The sequence below is a fragment of the Streptomyces katrae genome (genome assembly GCF_002028425.1).
Classification (GTDB): Bacteria; Actinomycetota; Actinomycetes; order Streptomycetales; family Streptomycetaceae; genus Streptomyces; species Streptomyces katrae_A.
The window spans coordinates 6,742,705-6,758,891 of the sequence record NZ_CP020042.1 but is presented as its reverse complement, the minus strand read 5'-3'; the positions used below and the strand labels follow the sequence as shown (position 1 = coordinate 6,758,891).

Below are 16,187 nucleotides of genomic sequence, written 5' to 3'. Positions count from 1 at the left end.
GGGGTTCGGCGGACCCGGCGGCCGTGGCGGATCTGACCGTCCTGGGCGATTCGGCGGACCCGGCGGCCGTGGCCGCGTACGCCTCGCGACGGCTGGGGGTGGCCCTGGACCCGGCGACCGCCCGCGCCGACGACTCGGGCTGGGACTTCCGGGTCCTGCACGTCCGGGCGGCGGACGGCACCTGGTGGATCCTGCGCCGGCCGCGCCGGGCCGAGGCCTCGGCCCGGCTGGCCTTCGAGGGGGCCGTGCTGGCCGCCGTACGCGACCGGATCCCCGTGCCCGTGCCCTACTGGCGCCTGCACACCCCCGGCCTGGTGGCCTACCCGCGCCTGTCCGGTGCCCCGGCCGGCACGGAGGATCCCGAAACCCTGGTCTACAGCTGGTCGGTGGACCCGCTGGCCCACCCCGCCCATTACCTGGAGCCCCTCGCCCGGGCGCTCGTCGCGGTGCACACCACCGCGCTGGAGGGCTCCCCGGCCCTGGCGGCCCGCGCCGGGGCGGACCCCGGCTCCGTCCGCGCGCGCATCGCGGACCGGCTCGACCGCGCCCGCGCCGAACTGCCCCTGCCCGCGGCCGGGGTGCGCCGCTGGCGGGCCTGGCTGGACGACGAACGGCTGTGGCCGGACCGGCTGACGCTCGTCCACGGCGACGTACACCCCGGACACACCCTGGTGGTGCGTCCCCCGTCCGGCCCGCCGGTCCTCTCCGGGCTGCTGGACTGGGCCAACGCCGATGTCGGCGACCCCGCGGCCGACTTCGTGGACATGCTGTACGCGGGCGGGACCGCCGTCCTCGACCGCCTCCTGGCGGCCTACCGGGTGGCGGGCGGCGAGGTGCGTCCCGGCCTGCGGGCGCACGTGCTGGCGCGGGCCTCCTTCCTGTGGGTCCACGTGGCGCTGCGCGGCCTGGACACCGGCCGCCCGGCGTGGACCGAGACGGCGCTGCGCAGGATGACGCCGTGAGGGCCGCGCCGCAGCGGCCCGGGAGGCACGGGCGCAGGACGGGACACACGCCCGCAGGGACGGCGTACACCCTCCACTGTCCGGAGCACGTCCCGCCGGGGACGGCGTACGCCGCGCCGGGGGAAGCGCCGCCGGTGGTCCTGGTCGCGGGCGCCGCAGGCTCCGGGCGGATCTGGGAGCACCATCAGGTGCCCGCGCTGACCTCGGCGGGCCACCGGGTGGTCACCTTCGACCACGGACCGGCGGCCGGAGGTCCGGCGGACCTGGCCGAGCGGCTGCGGGAGCTGCTGGCGGCGCTCGGCGCGCCGCCCTGCCCCCTGGTCGGCCATTCCCTCGGCGCGCTCGCCGTACAGGAACTGCTCCTGACCGAACCGCACCTGGCGGGCGGCGCCCTGCTCGCGGCGACCCGGGGCCGGCCCGACGCGGTGGGCGAGGCGCTGGCGCGCGCCGAGGCCGCGACCGCCGCCGCCGGGACCCGGCTGCCCGCCGAGTACGAGGCCTTCGTACGCCTGGTGCAGAACCTCTCCCCCAGGACCCTCGCCGACGAGGGCGCCGCGGCAGAATGGCTCGACCTGTTCGAAGTCGCCGCGCTGACGGGCCCGTCGGCCGCAGGCCGCACCCCGGCCGGGCCGATCCCCGACCGGCTGGCCGCCTACGGCGGGATCGGCGTGCCCGTCCTGGTCGTGGGCTTCGCCGACGACGTGCTGGCGCCCGCCCCGCTGGGCAGGGAGGTCGCCGCCGCGATCCCCGGCGCCCGCTACGCGCAGCTGCCGGACGCCGGCCACCTCGGGTTCCTGGAACGCCCCGAGGCCTTCAACTCCCTCCTGCTCGACTTCCTCGCCGCCCTGGCCCCGACCGACCCCGGAGCGTCCCGTGTCCCCTGACTCCCCCGCGCCCGCCCCCGCCTCCGCCACCGTCCCCGTCTCCGTCCCCCCGGAGGTCGTGGTGGTCCATGTCGGAGAGGAACCTCCGCGGTCGTGGACCGCCGCCGTGTACCTGTGCGGCCCGACCCCTGCCGACCCCGCCGAGCCGTCGTGGCGGCCGGACGCCGTCGCCGCCCTGCGGTCCCTGTGGTCCGGCGCCGGGCGCCTGGCCGTGTTCCTGCCCGAGCCGGTGTCCGGCGGCTCCTACCCGGCGTACGCCGACCAGATCGCCTGGGAGGAGGAGGCGATGCGCCGTTGCGACGTCGTCCTGTTCTGGATCCCCCGCGACATGGCGCGGCTGCCGGGCCTGGTGTCGAACGTCAAATGGGGCGCGTGGTGCGGCTCCGGGCGAGCGGTGCTCGGGGCGCCGCCCCGGGCTGAGCGCATGGACTACCTGCTCCACTTCGCCGAGGCCCTGCAGGTCCCGGTGGAGCGGACCCTGGCCGGGGCGGCCGGGGCCGCCCTGCGCACGGTCGGACCGGGGGCCGTACGCGGGGGCGGCGAGCGGGCGGTGCCGCTGACGGTGTGGCGGACGGACGAGTTCCAGGCCTGGTACACGGCCCGCCGGGAGGCTGGTGACCGGCTGCTGGACGCGCGTGTCGAGTGGTACGCCCCGGCGCCGGCGCCGGAGGGGGCCGCCGCCTGGCTGCTGACCGTCACGGTGGCGCCGGGCGACGGCCGGGGCCCCGTCGTCAGCCGTCTGCTGGCGGCTCAGGGGCAGGGCATGCTCATGTAGAGCGCGTGCTCGCCTTCGGACTCGGTGCCCTGGTACAGGGCGGTGTCCAGGCCGCAGAAGGAGAAGCCCATCCGCCGGTAGGCGTGGATGGCCGGGGCGTTGACGTTGGTCACCTCCAACCACAGGTGTCCGGCGCCGCGTTCGCGGGCGAAGTCCGCCGCGTGCCGCATCAGCGCACGGCCGATGCCCTTGCCGCGGTGACCAGGGGCGACCTCGATGTCCTCGATGGTCAGCCGCCGGTTCCACGCCGAGTAGGACACGGCGGCGAAGCCGGCGAGATCGCCGCCGGCGCCGACGGCCACGAACGTACGGCTGTCGGCGTCCTCGCCCTCCGCGCCGTCCTCCCCGTCGCTTCCGCCGTCGTCGGGGAACACCTTCACCAGCGGCGGGTCCACCGGGACCTCACGCAGGGCGAACCCGTCTGCGGTGACGTCCACTTCGAAGACGGTACTGGTGGTGAAGGACCCGTCGAGCCCCTCGATGGCCTCGGCGTCCTCGGGCCGTGCGCTGCGGAATTCGTACGTGCTGCCATGGGTCGTGGTCATGACCCGAGGCTATGACCGACCTGCCCCGGTGAGGTCTGGTTTCAGCCGAATGCACCGCGGGACCCAAGGCCCCAGGAAACAGCAGGTCAACGCACCCTTCCCCGGGGCTTCAGGTGGGTCGGGGGCAGCTCGGGGGATGGAATCGGAGGGCCGTCGTAGCCCTTCACCTCGCCGAAGCGGGTGCCGGTCATCCAGTCCTCGCGGGCCTGGACGATCTCCCCGTGGAACCATCCGATCCAGTTCCAGAACCGGTGACGGTCAGCAAATCGTCAGCATCGGTCCGAGGAGCGTCACACAGATGGCACCAGCCGCTCTCGCACACGGCATGGGCACTTCACCAGCCGGGAGGCAGCCATCACCCGCCTGGTGGCTGTCTACAACGAGCGCAAGTCCGCCCCGGCCAACCAGACCCGCACCGAGCGCATCGCCAACTACGGCCCCATGGCCTTCCGCGAGTACACCCGGGAGTGGAAGCAGGGCCAGCGCCACCTCGCGCCGGCCTCTGTAAGGCACCTTGAGACAAGCTAAAAGCCATCCTCCTCGGCGTCCAAGCCCCCGTCTACGACCCCAAACGCGCCGTCATCCTCTCTCTCTCTCCCCCCCCCGTTACCTTTTTCGTGGCTCCGCAATGGGGCCTCCGGCCTTCGGGTCCGGCATGACTTCCCCCCCTTGTTGTTGATGATCCGGGGGGTGGTGTCACCGGGCCCGGAGGCATCGACGGACCGCTGATGAGGGGCTTGAGCACCGGCTTCACCCGAGCCGGAAGAGCTCTCCGTAACGTGGATGTGGCAGCTCGGTGCCGAGGCAAGGCCGGACGAAAGCGTGATGGAGGGGCCTGCACGTGATCGACACCGGCAACATCGACGTCTTCCTCGGCCTGGACGTCGGCAAGGGCGAACACCACGCCACCGCCGTCACCCCGGCCGGCAAGAAGGCCTTCGACAAGCGGTTACCCAACACCGAACCCAAGCTCCGCGAGCTCTTCGCCAAGCTGCAGACCAAGCACGGAACGGTGCTGGTCGTGGTCGACCAGCCGGCCTCGATCGGCGCCCTGCCACTGGCGGTCGCGAGGGACATGGGCTGCCCGGTCGCCTATCTGCCGGGGCTGACGATGCGGCGGATCGCCGACCTCTATCCCGGTGAGGCGAAGACGGACGCGAAAGACGCGTTCATCATCGCCGACGCGGCCCGCGCGATGCCTCACACGCTGCGGGCGATCGACGGCGAGGACGAGACGATCGCCGAGCTGGAGATGATCGTCGGATTCGACGACGACCTGGCCGGCGAAGCCACCAGGATCGCGAACCGCCTGCACGGCCTGCTGACCCAGATCCATCCGTCGCTGGAACGGGTCCTGGGACCGCGGTTGCAGCACCCTGCCGTCCTCACGCTGCTGGAGCGGTTCGGGTCACCGGCACAGATACGCAAGGCAGGCCGACGGCGGCTGGTCACGCTGCTGCGGCCGAAGGCGCCGCGGATGGCCGAGCGGCTGGTCGAGGACATCTTCGCCGCGTTGGACGAGCAGACCGTGACCGTCCCGGGGACCGAGGCGGCCGCACTGATCGTCCCGAGCCTCGCCGGATCTCTGGCCGCAGTCCTCGACCAGCGCAAACTGCTGGCCGGGCGGATCGAAGAACTCCTGGACGCCCACCCTCTTTCGAAGGTCCTGACGTCGATGCCGGGAGTCGGCGTCAGGACCGGAGCCCGCATCCTGATCGAGGTCGGCGACGGCAGCACCTTCCCGACCTCCGGCCACCTCGCCGCTTACGCGGGTCTCGCCCCGGCGACCCGCAGTTCCGGGTCGTCGATCCGCGGCGAACAACCCTCCAGGAGAGGCAACAAGCAGCTCAAACGGGCTTTCTTCCTCTCCGCGTTCGCGGCCCTGGGCGACCCGGCATCCCGGGCCTACTACGACAAGAAGATCGCCCAGGGCAAGCACCACACCCAGGCTCTGCTCTGCCTCGCCCGACGACGGGCCGACGTCCTCTTCGCGATGCTCCGCGACGGAACCTTCTACGAACCGCAGCCGGTCCGGGCCGTCGCTCCGCAGACCTAGACCATGGTCAAGAGGTGTTCCGTGGGGCTGTAGTCGATCTTCCAGTCGGCATAGACCCCGCAGAATCCGTCCTTGATGCACCGCAGGCCCACGGTCACCCAGCGGACCGATCCATCGTCGCCGAGTGAGAACGCGACCGCGACCTCGAACTCCTCGCTCCCGCAGGGGCAGCCGGCCGCACCGGGCTCGTCGTCCTCCCAGGACTCCTCGTTCCAGTACTCCTCGCTATCCGCGATGAACACGCGGCTGCCGCAGCCAGAGCACTCCCGTTCCGCTCCGGACGCATTGACCAACACGAAGAACACACGGCCGCCGCATCCACACCCGGAAGGAGCGATCTTCACCGGGCGGCCGTCAACCGCACCCCGCAGGAACACCGCGAGCTCCGCGGGGACGCCCTCACCAACCTGGTCATCAGCATGCACGGACACATCGTTCCAGACGCCCCGAGCTCACACCCGACCAGCTTGACCAAAGACATAGGGGCACCCCCCCGCACAACTCCGCGTCCTGCGCACCGTCGGCGACGACACCTTCCAACCCTCATGAGCGGCTGCGGCCTACGCAACGGCGAAGCGGCAGTCGTCAACCTCAACAACATCGTTGCCGCCGGCACCTACCACGTCACCGAACAGGTCAACCGCACCACCAAGCAGTACGACCGCCTCAAGCACCGCAAGAAGGGCGAGTACCGGGACGTCCCCCTGCCCCCGCAGGTGAAGGAGACCATCGAGCGATACGCGGAGACGCACGGAACGGTCGACGGCCGTCCCTGCCCTACCCGCCCAAGACGACGAACTGTTTCTGTCGGAGCGGCGGGCCGACCGGGCACTCACCGGTCGGCGGAAGAATGCGTCTGACGACTAACCGGCTACGCGGTAGCCGGACCCCGACATGCCCGCGAGCGGCCTGGCCAGCCAAACGGGCCGCCGGAGAATCCGGCGGCCCGTCACAAAGGATGGAGGTTAGGAACCGACTGATCCCTGAAGCTCCCCAAGCCGTTTCGCGAGGTTGTATGCGGACTCCTTGTCACATGACAGGACAACGGAGAACTTACTAAGCGTCACACCTTCGGGCCGCTTAGTGTAGGACCACCGTTGGCCAGCGCGCCAGAGGGTTCTGAAGAACTCATCGCGAGCAGCCTCATCATCGGAAAGGGCACTTTCGGCGGACTCGATGATCAGGACATGGGAATCCGACGAAAGCCATTGAAGGTCACGAAGGCAGTCGTAGAAGGCGTCCCAGTTCCATCCAAAATATTCGGGAAACTTTAGCAATTCATCAAATTTCTGAAAAGCCGCAATCTCATCTGGCATATCTTGCCCATTTAGACGCGCCACGTAAACGTTGCCGGACACAGGCAGGAGTTCATCGAGCTGCAGGCCACCGCCAGGCGTGATGATGTGCATCCACGGGGCGATGTGCATTGCTGACGTCTCTTCTGTCATCACTCCACCCAACTGGGACTTCTGCCCACAATATACGTCTGGTAGTGAGTTGGAGTATAGTAGGCAGATTTGTCGCTACCAAACACCCAGCGTTCACCGCCGGGCTTGGGATTATCCGGTGACGGGTAGGTCCCATACTCCTGATAGGTAATCGGCTTTCCTGAGGGCTCGTGGGTAGGAAGTTGGTAGCCACCATTTTTGCCGCTGTTTTCAAAGGTTTCAGTCCACCACTTCGGCCCAAAGAAGCCCGGCCCACCTCCATATGCGAAATTGTACTTCTCCATGTCCCGGAGGACTTCCATTGACTCCTCAGGGATGGAGTGAGGCACCCAACCGTGAACCTTGTCCACATCCCCGAGCGTTGCTCCCTTGGTAAGGTCCGGGCAGCCGGCCAGGCCCAGGGGGTCGACCCATGTGTGAGGGTTGGGGACATAGGCTGCGGGGTTGGGGGCCGGGGCGAGACCCAGGGGGTCACGGCTGAGGTAGCGCGCAGTTTCGGGGTCGTAGTGGCGGAAGTAGTTGTAGTGGAGACCGGCTTCCGGGTCGAAGTACTGCCCTGGGAAGCGGAGTGGGGTATAGGCCGTGCTGGTGGTTGCCCAGGTGGTGGTGCCCCACAGGGTAGTGCGAGTACGCCAAGCCAGTGTTCCGGATTCGTCGAGCAGTTCCGAGGGGGCGCCCACCAGGTCGGTGATGATGGTGAGGAAACGAGCGTCGATGACCTCTTGGGGCGTTTCTCGGTCCAGGAGGCGTTCGCTCTGAGTCAGCGGCTGTAGACCCTTGTGGTCCCATGTGAGGACTACCGAATGGGATAGGTCCGGCGATTCCGTTGTCTCTTCGCACAGGATGGTACCGTCCCAGGTAAACGTGACCTGTTCGAGCACCGTCATGCCGTCGGCGGCGAGGCGCTGCTTAGAAATACGGCGACCCAGGGCGTCGTACGCGTAGCGCCACACGGCACCGTCGGGGGTGGTCACCGAACGCAAGCGGTCTTCGGCGTCCCACTCATAGCGCCAGGTGTCCGGTTTGCCGGACAAGCGGGTTCTCCGGCGCAGGGTGACACGGCCCAGTGCGTCGTGCTCGTAGTGCATCCTGCCCGCGCGAGTGATCGTCGTACCGGTGTACTCGCGCGGGCCGACGGCCTCCTGGCCGGGATGGGGCGCCGGCCAGGAGGCGGCCAACTGGTTCCCTGCCTCGTCGTAGCTGTACCGCTCGGTCCACCCTTCTGCCCGGACGGCAGTCACCCGGCCGGCCGCGTCCAGATCAAAGGTCTTCGGGCCCATCAGCTGGTCGTCTATGCGGATCAGGTTGCCGTCCGCGCGATACCTGTAGTCGCGGCGCTGGATGCCGCGGCCCACGCTGGTGACGTGTTGGGTGGTGAGGCGACCCCCTTGGTCGTACTGGGACGACAGCACGACTGCGTCGCCGATCCGTCGGATGGTCTCCTGACCGACCTCGTCGTAATCAAAGGTAATGGTGCGTCCGGACGTGGTCAGGGAGGTGCGGCAGCCGACAGCGTCGTAGGTCCAGGTGCTGACCGCCCCAGTCGGGGTCGTGCGGCCGGTACGGCGGCCGAGCTCGTCGTACGCGTACGCCGTCGTCCGGCCATTGACGGTCTCAGACTTGAGGCGGCCGTACCGGTCGCGCAGACGCGTGATCGTGGCATCCACGTTGATCGCTTCCGCAAGTTGGTCGCCCGTGTCGTACTCGAACGTCGTCACAGCGCCCGCAGCGTCCTTGCGGACGACGCGGTCCAGCTCGTCCCGCTCATAGCAGATGGTCTGGCCGAGCGCGTCCGTCCGCGACACGAGCCGTCCCGCCACATCCCGTCCGTACGTCAGCGTCCGGCCATCAAAGTCGGTCTCAGATATGACCCGACCGGCCGGGTCGTAGACGTAATCCCATGTCAGCCCCTGGGGGTTGGTGACTTGGGTGAGGTGGAGGTCGGTGTCGTAGCTGAACTCGTAGCGGGCACCGTCCGGACCCGTGCGGGCTGTCACACGGTCGAAGTCCGTGTATTCGAAGCTGGTGACGCCGCCTAGGGCGTCGACGTGGGCAACGCAGTTGCCCTCGCCGTCGTACGTCCAGGACTGTTCGCTGCCGTCGGCCTCGACCCGGCGGGTGAGTTCGCCCTCGACCGACCACTCCAGGTGAATGACACCGCCGAGCGGGTCGCAGATCGACACGGGTCGGCCGAAGGCGTCACGCTTGTAGCACGTGGTCGCCCCGAGCGGATCGGTGATAGCCAGGGGCAGACCGGCCTTGTCGGAAATGACTGCCGAGGTGTGCCCGAGCGCATCGGTGACGGAGGTAACGATGCCGGCTCCGTCGTAGGCGAAATGAGTCGTTGCCCCAGACGGCTCAGCTATCGACATCCGGTTGCCGCGTTGGTCGAAACTCTGCCGCGTGATATTGCCGTCGGTGCCGACGATGCGTATCGGGAGCCCGAGATCGTTGTACTCGGCCCGCGCCTGCCGTCCGTCCGGCCGCTCCACCACCATCATCCGGCCGTTCTCATCATAGGTGAAACGCCTGACGTGGCCCAGCGGATCAGTGCGTGACAGCAGCCGGTTGTAGCGGTCGTATTCGAAGCGGGTGACCGCGCCCAGAGAGTCGATCTCGGCAACCACCTGTGACCGGTCATTGACCAAGTGCCGCTCGGTGTGCCCCAGACCGCTGGTGACGGTAGTTACGCGGAGCCCCGTTGCGGGGTCGACGCCGTCCCACGTGAAGGTGGACTCGAGGTGCCCGTTCGCGCCCGACTGGTAGATGCAGCGGTCCTGATCGTCATAGACGTAGTCGAAGCGACATTCGTTGGTATCGGTCCACGAGGTAATGCGGCCGTGTTCGTCGCAGCCATAACTCAGAGGAAGGCCAGAGGAGTTGATGATCGAGGTGAGATGACCGTCGGCGTAGCCATACCGCACGATCTCCTGATCGGATCCGTCTTTCGCGGCTCCCGCGAGGTGGAGGGCCGTTACGCGGTCCTTGGCCGTCGTGAGCTTCAGGTGGTAGCCGCCGTGGTGGACGATCGCTGTCGGGGCGCCCGACTCGTCGTGCTCGAAGCTGATCCAGCGGCCGTTACGGTCGTCGATCTGGGCCAGGAGCGCGGTCTCGTCCGTGTGATCGGTGAAGTGCCAGGCCTTGCCGGTGTCAGGATCGGTGATCGTGTAACCGCCCGGGACCCGTTCCAGCGGCCACTGCCGGCCGTGTGTGGGCATCACCGCGATCCCGGGGGCTGGGTGGGGATAGGCGAGAAGGCTCCCCTCGTCACAGCTGAAGATAATGCCCTCGGGTCCGATCTCCAGCTGTTGGTCCACCGTGGAAGACCAAGTTGGCCCGAACCAGCGCCCGGAGCGGCGCGAGGAGTCGAAGGTGCGCCGAAACACGAGGGGGAGGGCGCCGGGCAGAGCGATGTCGGTCGTGGGCAGCAGCATGCGGCCGGTCGCGATATCGACCGGGTCCCTCTTGCACACGGTCTCTTTGCAGCGGGTGGCGCTGCTTTCCGGATTCCGTTCATGCTCCCCACGGCGGGGAGACTTCAGATCGTCCAAGCGTCTCGCGGCTGCCCCGGCTTCCTTGAAGGAGGCCATGCCCTTGGAACCGATCAGGTCGGGGACGAGTCTGCCGACGCCTTCGGCGGGGTCCTTCATGAACTCGTCGAGCATCTGCTTCCCAGCGCCCCATGGGTCGTTGACCGTGGTGACGAGTCCCGCTGCCGTGGAGTTGAGGTGCGTCATGTATTCGGTGGGATGCGTGAGGTTGTACGGATCCTGCGGGCTGAGGGAGCGGGCGAAGTCGGCGGTGCCTGCTGCACCCCGGATGATGCCGCCCACGAAGTGGTTATTGGCGAGCTGCATGTACGCGATGCCGTCGGTGAGCTGACCCGCGTACGAGGGCTTGGGCGGAGCGGCGTCGCGCGCGGCGCGGACCGCGGCCGCGGCGGCCTGTGCCTGCTCGTTGCGCTGCTTGCGTGCGTTGTCCAGCTTGTCCTGCGCTACCGCGGCCAGCGGCTTGCCTGGGTCGTCGAACGTTTCGGCCGGGCGGGGCGGGAGGTGCTCCTTCTTGGCTGTGATAGCGCTGTTGTACTCGTTGACCTGCTTGTTGTAGGCGTTGCGGGCGTCCTCGGACACCTTCTTCGCCTTGTTGTAGTCCTCCAGAGCCTCCTTGGCTCGACCCTGGGCCCATTCCACGGTCTCCGCGAAGCGGCCCATTGCGTCCGCGGCCTTCCCGAAGGCCTCGGACGCCTTGAACCAGCGCGGTGGCTGCTTCGCCAGCGCTTCCCGGAACGCCTTGGCCGCCTGGCCCTTCAGACCGTCGGGCTCGGTCAGGTTCTTCAGGCCGTTGCCGACGGATTCGAAGGCCGTCTTGAAGTCGTTCAGGTGCCCGACCTGGGCATGGATCTTGGCCACGCTGCCATAGACCAGCTTCTTCGGGTCGTCGGTCTGCCCGAGCTCCAGCTCGGCGACGTCGGAGCCGAGCTGGTTGGCAGCAGAGCGGGACTTGTCGCGGATCCAGTCGCCCGCTTGCTCCAGTCCGACCTCGTCGGCAAGGCCGGCGACCTTGCTGCCACCCCACTCGACAAAGTCGCCGACCTTCTCGATCCCCTGCTCGACCTTGTCCTCGACGACATCCGGTATGAAGTCCTGGGGTTAAAGCCAGGATCGTGCCGTTCCACATGCCGAATCGACGCGGCGAGGTTCCTAGATGCCCGGCGCGCCTGCACCGTCCACGGTTCCATTCGGCGGCGCAGCCGGAGTCGGACAAGGCGCTCGCCCAGGACTGCCGTCCGCTCATCGCGGGCCCAGCTGACCACCGCCTCCCTGATCGTGCCCAAGGCAACGACCGCGCGGATCGCCCGCACGCCTCCCGGCCATGGGCTCGACGCGCAGGTCGATGCCCGCTCCCAGACAACCGGATCGAGACGGACGTACTCGTGACAGGGGCAGCGGGACGCGTGGGGTGGGAGCCGCGGCGCTCCCGATCACCGCAAGCGCTGTCCACCGCCGCTCAGCCTGGGCCCGCGCCGGAACGCGTCGTCGCCGGCGCCGACGGAGAACATCCCCTGCTCATCCGCGACCGCAGGGGCGCCCACCGAGTCGCCCGCCTCCGGGCACTCGCAGCCGGCATCCGGCGCCGGCGGGAAATCACCGGCGCGGCGTGATCGCAGCATGGTTGGTTTCGATCACCGAAGGCACCCGCTCGGCTTTGAGGAGGGACTGAGTCAGCCACCACCTCCACGACAACACAGACCCACTCCGCGATACTTTTGTGCTCGTCGAGACGGTGCAGGGAGCTGTGCCTCTCCTCGGCAAGGCCCGGACGTCAATTCCGAACGATCACATAGTCATCGCACACGACCCCGCGGTTTCAAGTGAGTTGAGGGAATCTCGGGGGCCGGGATGGGGGGGCCGTCGTATCCCTTAACCTCGCCGAATCGGGTTCCGTTCATCCAGTCCTCACGGGCCTGAACCACCTCTTCATGACTCCTGGCGACCCAGTTCCAGAACATGACGAGCTCCTCCTCGAACGGCTCCCCGCCCAGCAGCATCAGCCCCGCGTCCGATGAGGCGCGCAGGGGGAGTTCGGTGCGGCCGCAGCCCAGGTAGAGCATCGAGCCGGGGAGGAGGGGGACGTCGTCGACGTGGGCCTCGCCGGACATGGAGAGGACCGCGTACTCGAAGTCCGGGTCGAGGGGGAGGCGGGTTTCGGTGCCGGCGGACAGGGCGAGGTCGGCGCCGACGATGGGGGTGTAGGCGGTGCCCGGGGAGGTCGCCGTGTCCAGGGTGCCGAGGATGACCGTGGCGTTGAGCCCGGGGGCCGTGACCTGCGGGAGGTCCGCGTGGTGCTGGAAGTGGGGGGCGACGTCGCGGTGGGCGTCGGGGAGGGCCACCCACAGCTGGGCGCCGTGCAGGAAGCGGGCGTGCGGGCGCGGGCTCTCCTCGGAGTGGCTGATGCCCCGGCCGGAGGTCATCAGGCCCAGCTCGCGCGGGCGGATCGTGGCCAGGCTGCCCACGCTGTCGCGGTGCAGGACCTCGCCCTCGTGCAGCCAGCTCACCGTCTGCAGGCCGGCGTGCGGGTGCGGGGCGACCTGCATGCCGGGCTCGTCGGCGATGTCGTCGGGGCCGTAGTGGTCGACGAAGCACCAGGCGCCCACCATCCGGCGGCCCAGGTTCGGCAGGAGGCGGCGGACCTCGGTGGACTCCCCGAGCCGGACCGTGCGCGGGCTGAGGAGCTCCCGTACCGGTTCGGCCACGACGAAGCCGCGGCCGCCGCAGGAGGACAGGGCCGGCTGGCGATCGAGATTGCTCATACGGGACAAGGTAGCCCCGCCGGGTCCGGTTGCCCCCGTTCCTCGTCCGGGAAAGACGCGGCGTGCGGGGCCCGGCGGCCGCCTCGGCTAGCCTGGGTCCGATATGAACCGCCTGACCACGCCTTTCGGCTCCTACGAACTCACCCGCTTCCCCGCCGACCCGCGCGACCGGCTCCGCGCCTGGGACGCCGCCGACGAGTACCTGCTGCGCCACCTCGACGCGGGCACCGGCGAGCGCGGCCCGGTGGACCTGGCCGGCGCCGGGCAGATCACGGTCGTCGGCGACCGCTGGGGCGCGCTGACCACGGCCCTGGCCGCCCACCACCCGGCCCAGATCACCGACTCCGCGCTGACCCGGGCGGCCACCGAGGCCAACCTCGACCGGGCCGGCATCGGCACCGCCAAGTCCACCGTGACCCTGCTGACCACGCGGGACGCGCCGCCCGCGCGGATCGACGTGCTGCTCGTCCGGGTGCCCAAGAGCCTGGCGCTGCTGGAGGACCAGCTCCGGCGGCTGGCCCCGCACCTGCACGAGGGCACGGTGGTCGTGGGCACCGGCATGGTCAAGGAGATCCACACCTCCACGCTGGACCTCTTCGAGCAGATCATCGGCCCGACGCGGACCTCCCTCGCCGAGAAGAAGGCCCGGCTGATCTTCTGCACCCCGGACCCCGCTGTCCTGGCCGGCGCCGGAGCCTCGCCGTGGCCGCTGACGTACACGGTGGACCAGGACGGGGGCTCGGGCGCCGGGCTGACCGTGGTCAACCACGCCGGGATCTTCTGCGCCGACCGGCTGGACGTCGGCACGCGCTTCTTCCTCCAGTCCATCCCCACCAACACCGACGGGGCCCGGGTCGTGGACCTGGGCTGCGGCAACGGCGTCGTGGGCACGGCGGTGCAGGTCGCCGACCCGGACGCCGAGGTGGTGTTCACGGACGAGTCGTACCAGGCCGTCGCCTCGGCGCGGGCCACCTACGAGGCCAACGTCCGCCCGGGCCGGCGGACGGCGGAGTTCCTCGTCGGCGACGGGGTGGCGATGCTGCCGCCGTCCTCGGTGGACCTGGTCCTCAACAACCCGCCCTTCCACTCGCACCAGGCGACGACCGACGCGACGGCGCTGCGCATGTTCGCGCAGTCGCGCAAGGTGCTGCGCCCGGGCGGGGAGCTGTGGGTGGTGGCCAACCGCCACATGGGCTACCACACGCATCTGCGCCGGCTCTTCGGCAACTGCGAAGTCGCCGCGAGCGAACCGCGGTTCGTGGTCCTGCGGGCCGTCAAGCGCGAGGCGCCGCAGCGCACCCGGTGACGCGGCCCCGCCGCCCCATGTGACCTGCCGGTACACCCGCCGGTAGGTCCTACACTCGGCCGCGTGAGCACTGGGGCGGGGACGGACGACGGGCAGGGGCGGCGGCGCTGGCGCCGGGAGGAGGTGGCCCGGGCGGCCGGGGTGAAGGTGCGCAACCTGCGCTACTACCAGGAGCGCGGGCTGCTGCCCCCGCCGCGGCGCGAGGGCCGGATCGCCTGGTACTCCGACGACCACCTGACCCGGCTGCGGCTGATCAGCGACCTGCTGGGGCGCGGCTACACGGTCAACGGGATCGGCGAACTGCTGGCCGCCTGGGAGCAGGGTGGCGGGCTGTCCCAACTCCTCGGCCTGGAGCGGGAGATGACCCGGGACTGGGTGAGCGAGGAGCCGGTGACGATGACCCGGGCCGAGCTGCGCGAGCTGTTCGGCCCGGGGGCGACGGCCGCGCACACCCGACGGGCGGCCGAGCTGGGTTACGTACGGGTCGACGGGGACCGGGTGACGTATCCGAGCCGGCGGTTGCTGGAGGCGACGGTGGCGCTGGTGCGTCAGGGGATTCCGCTCGGGGAGGTCCTGGACGCCGGGGAGTTCGTGCAGGAGCAGGCGGCGGCGCTGGCCGACCGGTTCGTCGGACTGTTCCGGAGGCATGTGATCGGCCCGCAGGGACTGGGGCTGCTTTCGGCCACCGAGCTGGATCACGTCCGCGAGGCGGTTGCGGCGCTGCGGCCGGTGGCGGGTGAGGTGGTGGCCTCGGAGTTCGCCCGGGCGATGGGGCGGCGGGTGGAGGCCGAGGTGGCCGAACTGCTGCGTACGGAGCAGTAGGAGTCGGCCTAAAGGGTGCACTCGCACAACCTTGCCAACCACCATTGGCACTCTTACATTCAACTCGTCGGTAACAAAGGTGCACAGCCGAGATAAGGGACGATCTCGTGGCAGATTCACCGTACTTACCTGAATTCGATTCTGAGGGCGGGGTCGGCGCCGAGTCCGCGAGCAGAGTGGAGGGCAGGGTCCGCTGGCGCAGGTTCGCGCTGCTGACCGTGCCCGCCGTGGCGGTGACCGCTGGGCTGGGGATCGCGCTGGCCCAGGGTGCGCTGGCCGCCTCCTTCGCGGTGTCGGGCCAGCAGTTCAAGGTGTCGGCCGAGAGCCTGGAGGGGGAGGGCTTCGCCCAGTACGGCAGCGTCGACGTCAACGCCCGCCAGGAACTGATCCCCGTGGCCGTCACCGCCATCAAGGAGGCCAAGCTGCACAGCCTCTGCCAGTCGGTGGTCACCAGCCTGCCGGTCATCGGGGACATCTCCCTCAACCTGACCGCCGGCAAGAAGGCCCCGGTCGAGGCCTCCAACCTGTTCGTGGACGCCACTCAGCTCGCCGGTGACGCGGAGTTCACGAACATCGAGATCGGGCGCGACGCCTCCACCCTGGACAAGGGCCCGGCCGAGGCGCAGGGCATGCAGGACCTGTTCGCCCAGCAGGCGGACAAGGTCACCATCAGCAGCCTCCAGCAGACGGCGTGGGCGACCAACGCCGGCACCTTCAAGCTGTCCGGGCTGAGCATGAACATCAGCAAGGGCAAGAAGGAATGCTTCTGAGCCGCTGGCGGCGGTGGCGGCGCAGCAGGCCCTTCTGGGGCGGGCTCTTCGCCGTCCTGGCCGGGGCGTGGATCTGCGTACTTCCGCTGGCACCACTGAAGATCATGCTCCAGCAGGGCATCGCGGGGATCCCGTCCGTCCTGATGGGCATCATCATGATCGTCCTCGGTCTCACCGCCTGGTTCTCGCCCCGCCAGCGTGCCCTCGCCGGGGTGCTCACCACCCTGATCGCCACCGCCGCGCTGGTCCTGTCGAACCTCGGCGGGTTCCTGATCGGCACCCTGCTCGGCATCCTCGGCGGCGGGCTGA

The 16,187-nt window shown here is 69.4% G+C and carries 14 protein-coding genes and 2 pseudogenes; 10 read left to right on the top strand and 6 right to left on the bottom strand.

Annotated features, from left to right (window positions below; genetic code table 11):
- Positions 1 to 23: 23 nt before the first annotated feature.
- The 3 genes from B4U46_RS30630 to B4U46_RS30620 are packed head-to-tail and all read left to right on the top strand — an operon-like array spanning position 24 to position 2,621.
- Positions 24 to 962, top strand: coding sequence for a macrolide 2'-phosphotransferase (locus tag B4U46_RS30630; RefSeq protein ID WP_237293180.1), 939 nt, complete (start codon positions 24 to 26; stop codon positions 960 to 962).
- The gene (locus tag B4U46_RS30625) at positions 959 to 1,846 is read left to right on the top strand and encodes an alpha/beta fold hydrolase (RefSeq protein ID WP_079430863.1); all 888 of its coding nucleotides are present in this window, start codon (positions 959 to 961) and stop codon (positions 1,844 to 1,846) included. The genes B4U46_RS30630 and B4U46_RS30625 overlap by 4 nt, the downstream gene beginning before the upstream one ends.
- Positions 1,836 to 2,621: a nucleoside 2-deoxyribosyltransferase domain-containing protein gene (locus B4U46_RS30620; protein ID WP_079430862.1), complete on the top strand. Its 786-nt coding sequence runs from the start codon at positions 1,836 to 1,838 to the stop codon at positions 2,619 to 2,621. Before B4U46_RS30625 ends, B4U46_RS30620 begins: the two co-directional genes overlap by 11 nt.
- On the opposite strand, the gene sta is transcribed toward B4U46_RS30620, so the two are convergent.
- Together sta and B4U46_RS36825 are read right to left on the bottom strand one after the other, a co-directional pair.
- The gene (gene sta, locus B4U46_RS30615; protein WP_079430861.1) at positions 2,597 to 3,166 is read right to left on the bottom strand and encodes a streptothricin N-acetyltransferase STAT; all 570 of its coding nucleotides are present in this window, start codon (positions 3,164 to 3,166) and stop codon (positions 2,597 to 2,599) included. The two genes, B4U46_RS30620 and sta, sit on opposite strands and share 25 nt — an antisense overlap.
- Positions 3,167 to 3,252: 86 nt before the next feature.
- Positions 3,253 to 3,414: pseudogene (locus B4U46_RS36825) on the bottom strand (pirin family protein); the annotation flags it as partial.
- Between the two features lie 118 nt (positions 3,415 to 3,532).
- On the opposite strand from B4U46_RS36825, the gene B4U46_RS37640 reads away from it, so the two are divergent.
- Both B4U46_RS37640 and B4U46_RS30610 read left to right on the top strand, forming a co-directional pair.
- A complete protein-coding gene (locus tag B4U46_RS37640) occupies positions 3,533 to 3,694 on the top strand; it encodes a hypothetical protein (protein ID WP_159402136.1) in 162 nt (53 codons plus the stop codon).
- Between the two features lie 313 nt (positions 3,695 to 4,007).
- A complete protein-coding gene (locus B4U46_RS30610) occupies positions 4,008 to 5,222 on the top strand; it encodes an IS110 family transposase (RefSeq protein ID WP_079430860.1) in 1,215 nt (404 codons plus the stop codon).
- Here B4U46_RS30610 and B4U46_RS39425 read toward each other — a convergent pair.
- Positions 5,219 to 5,464 carry a hypothetical protein gene (locus B4U46_RS39425; protein WP_237293179.1) on the bottom strand — a complete coding sequence of 82 codons (246 nt, stop codon included), beginning with the start codon at positions 5,462 to 5,464 and terminating at the stop codon, positions 5,219 to 5,221. The two genes, B4U46_RS30610 and B4U46_RS39425, sit on opposite strands and share 4 nt — an antisense overlap.
- A 303-nt stretch (positions 5,465 to 5,767) precedes the next feature.
- On the opposite strand from B4U46_RS39425, the gene B4U46_RS37635 reads away from it, so the two are divergent.
- Positions 5,768 to 6,082, top strand: a complete 315-nt coding sequence (locus tag B4U46_RS37635; RefSeq protein ID WP_159402135.1) for a hypothetical protein — start codon at positions 5,768 to 5,770, stop codon at positions 6,080 to 6,082.
- A 105-nt stretch (positions 6,083 to 6,187) separates the two neighbouring features.
- Here B4U46_RS37635 and B4U46_RS30595 read toward each other — a convergent pair whose 3' ends face one another.
- The 3 genes from B4U46_RS30595 to B4U46_RS30585 form a co-directional block, all read right to left on the bottom strand.
- On the bottom strand, positions 6,188 to 6,670 hold the full coding sequence (locus B4U46_RS30595; protein ID WP_079430858.1) for a barstar family protein: 483 nt from the start codon (positions 6,668 to 6,670) through the stop codon (positions 6,188 to 6,190).
- Positions 6,670 to 11,307, bottom strand: a complete 4,638-nt coding sequence (locus B4U46_RS30590) for a putative T7SS-secreted protein (protein WP_079430857.1) — start codon at positions 11,305 to 11,307, stop codon at positions 6,670 to 6,672. The genes B4U46_RS30595 and B4U46_RS30590 overlap by 1 nt, the downstream gene beginning before the upstream one ends.
- Positions 11,308 to 12,014: 707 nt before the next feature.
- Positions 12,015 to 12,980, bottom strand: coding sequence for a pirin family protein (locus tag B4U46_RS30585; RefSeq protein WP_079430856.1), 966 nt, complete (start codon positions 12,978 to 12,980; stop codon positions 12,015 to 12,017).
- A 112-nt stretch (positions 12,981 to 13,092) separates the two neighbouring features.
- Between B4U46_RS30585 and B4U46_RS30580 the strand changes: the two genes are divergently transcribed.
- The 4 genes and pseudogenes from B4U46_RS30580 to B4U46_RS39415 form a co-directional block, all read left to right on the top strand.
- Positions 13,093 to 14,286, top strand: coding sequence for a methyltransferase (locus B4U46_RS30580; protein ID WP_079432090.1), 1,194 nt, complete (start codon positions 13,093 to 13,095; stop codon positions 14,284 to 14,286).
- A 63-nt stretch (positions 14,287 to 14,349) separates the two neighbouring features.
- Positions 14,350 to 15,108, top strand: a complete 759-nt coding sequence (locus B4U46_RS30575; protein WP_237293177.1) for a MerR family transcriptional regulator — start codon at positions 14,350 to 14,352, stop codon at positions 15,106 to 15,108.
- 176 nt (positions 15,109 to 15,284) lie between these two features.
- The gene (locus B4U46_RS30570) at positions 15,285 to 15,878 is read left to right on the top strand and encodes a DUF6230 family protein (RefSeq protein ID WP_079430854.1); all 594 of its coding nucleotides are present in this window, start codon (positions 15,285 to 15,287) and stop codon (positions 15,876 to 15,878) included.
- Positions 15,869 to 16,141: pseudogene (locus B4U46_RS39415) on the top strand (DUF6114 domain-containing protein); the annotation flags it as partial. The gene B4U46_RS30570 and the pseudogene B4U46_RS39415, both read left to right, overlap by 10 nt.
- Positions 16,142 to 16,187 lie beyond the last annotated feature (46 nt).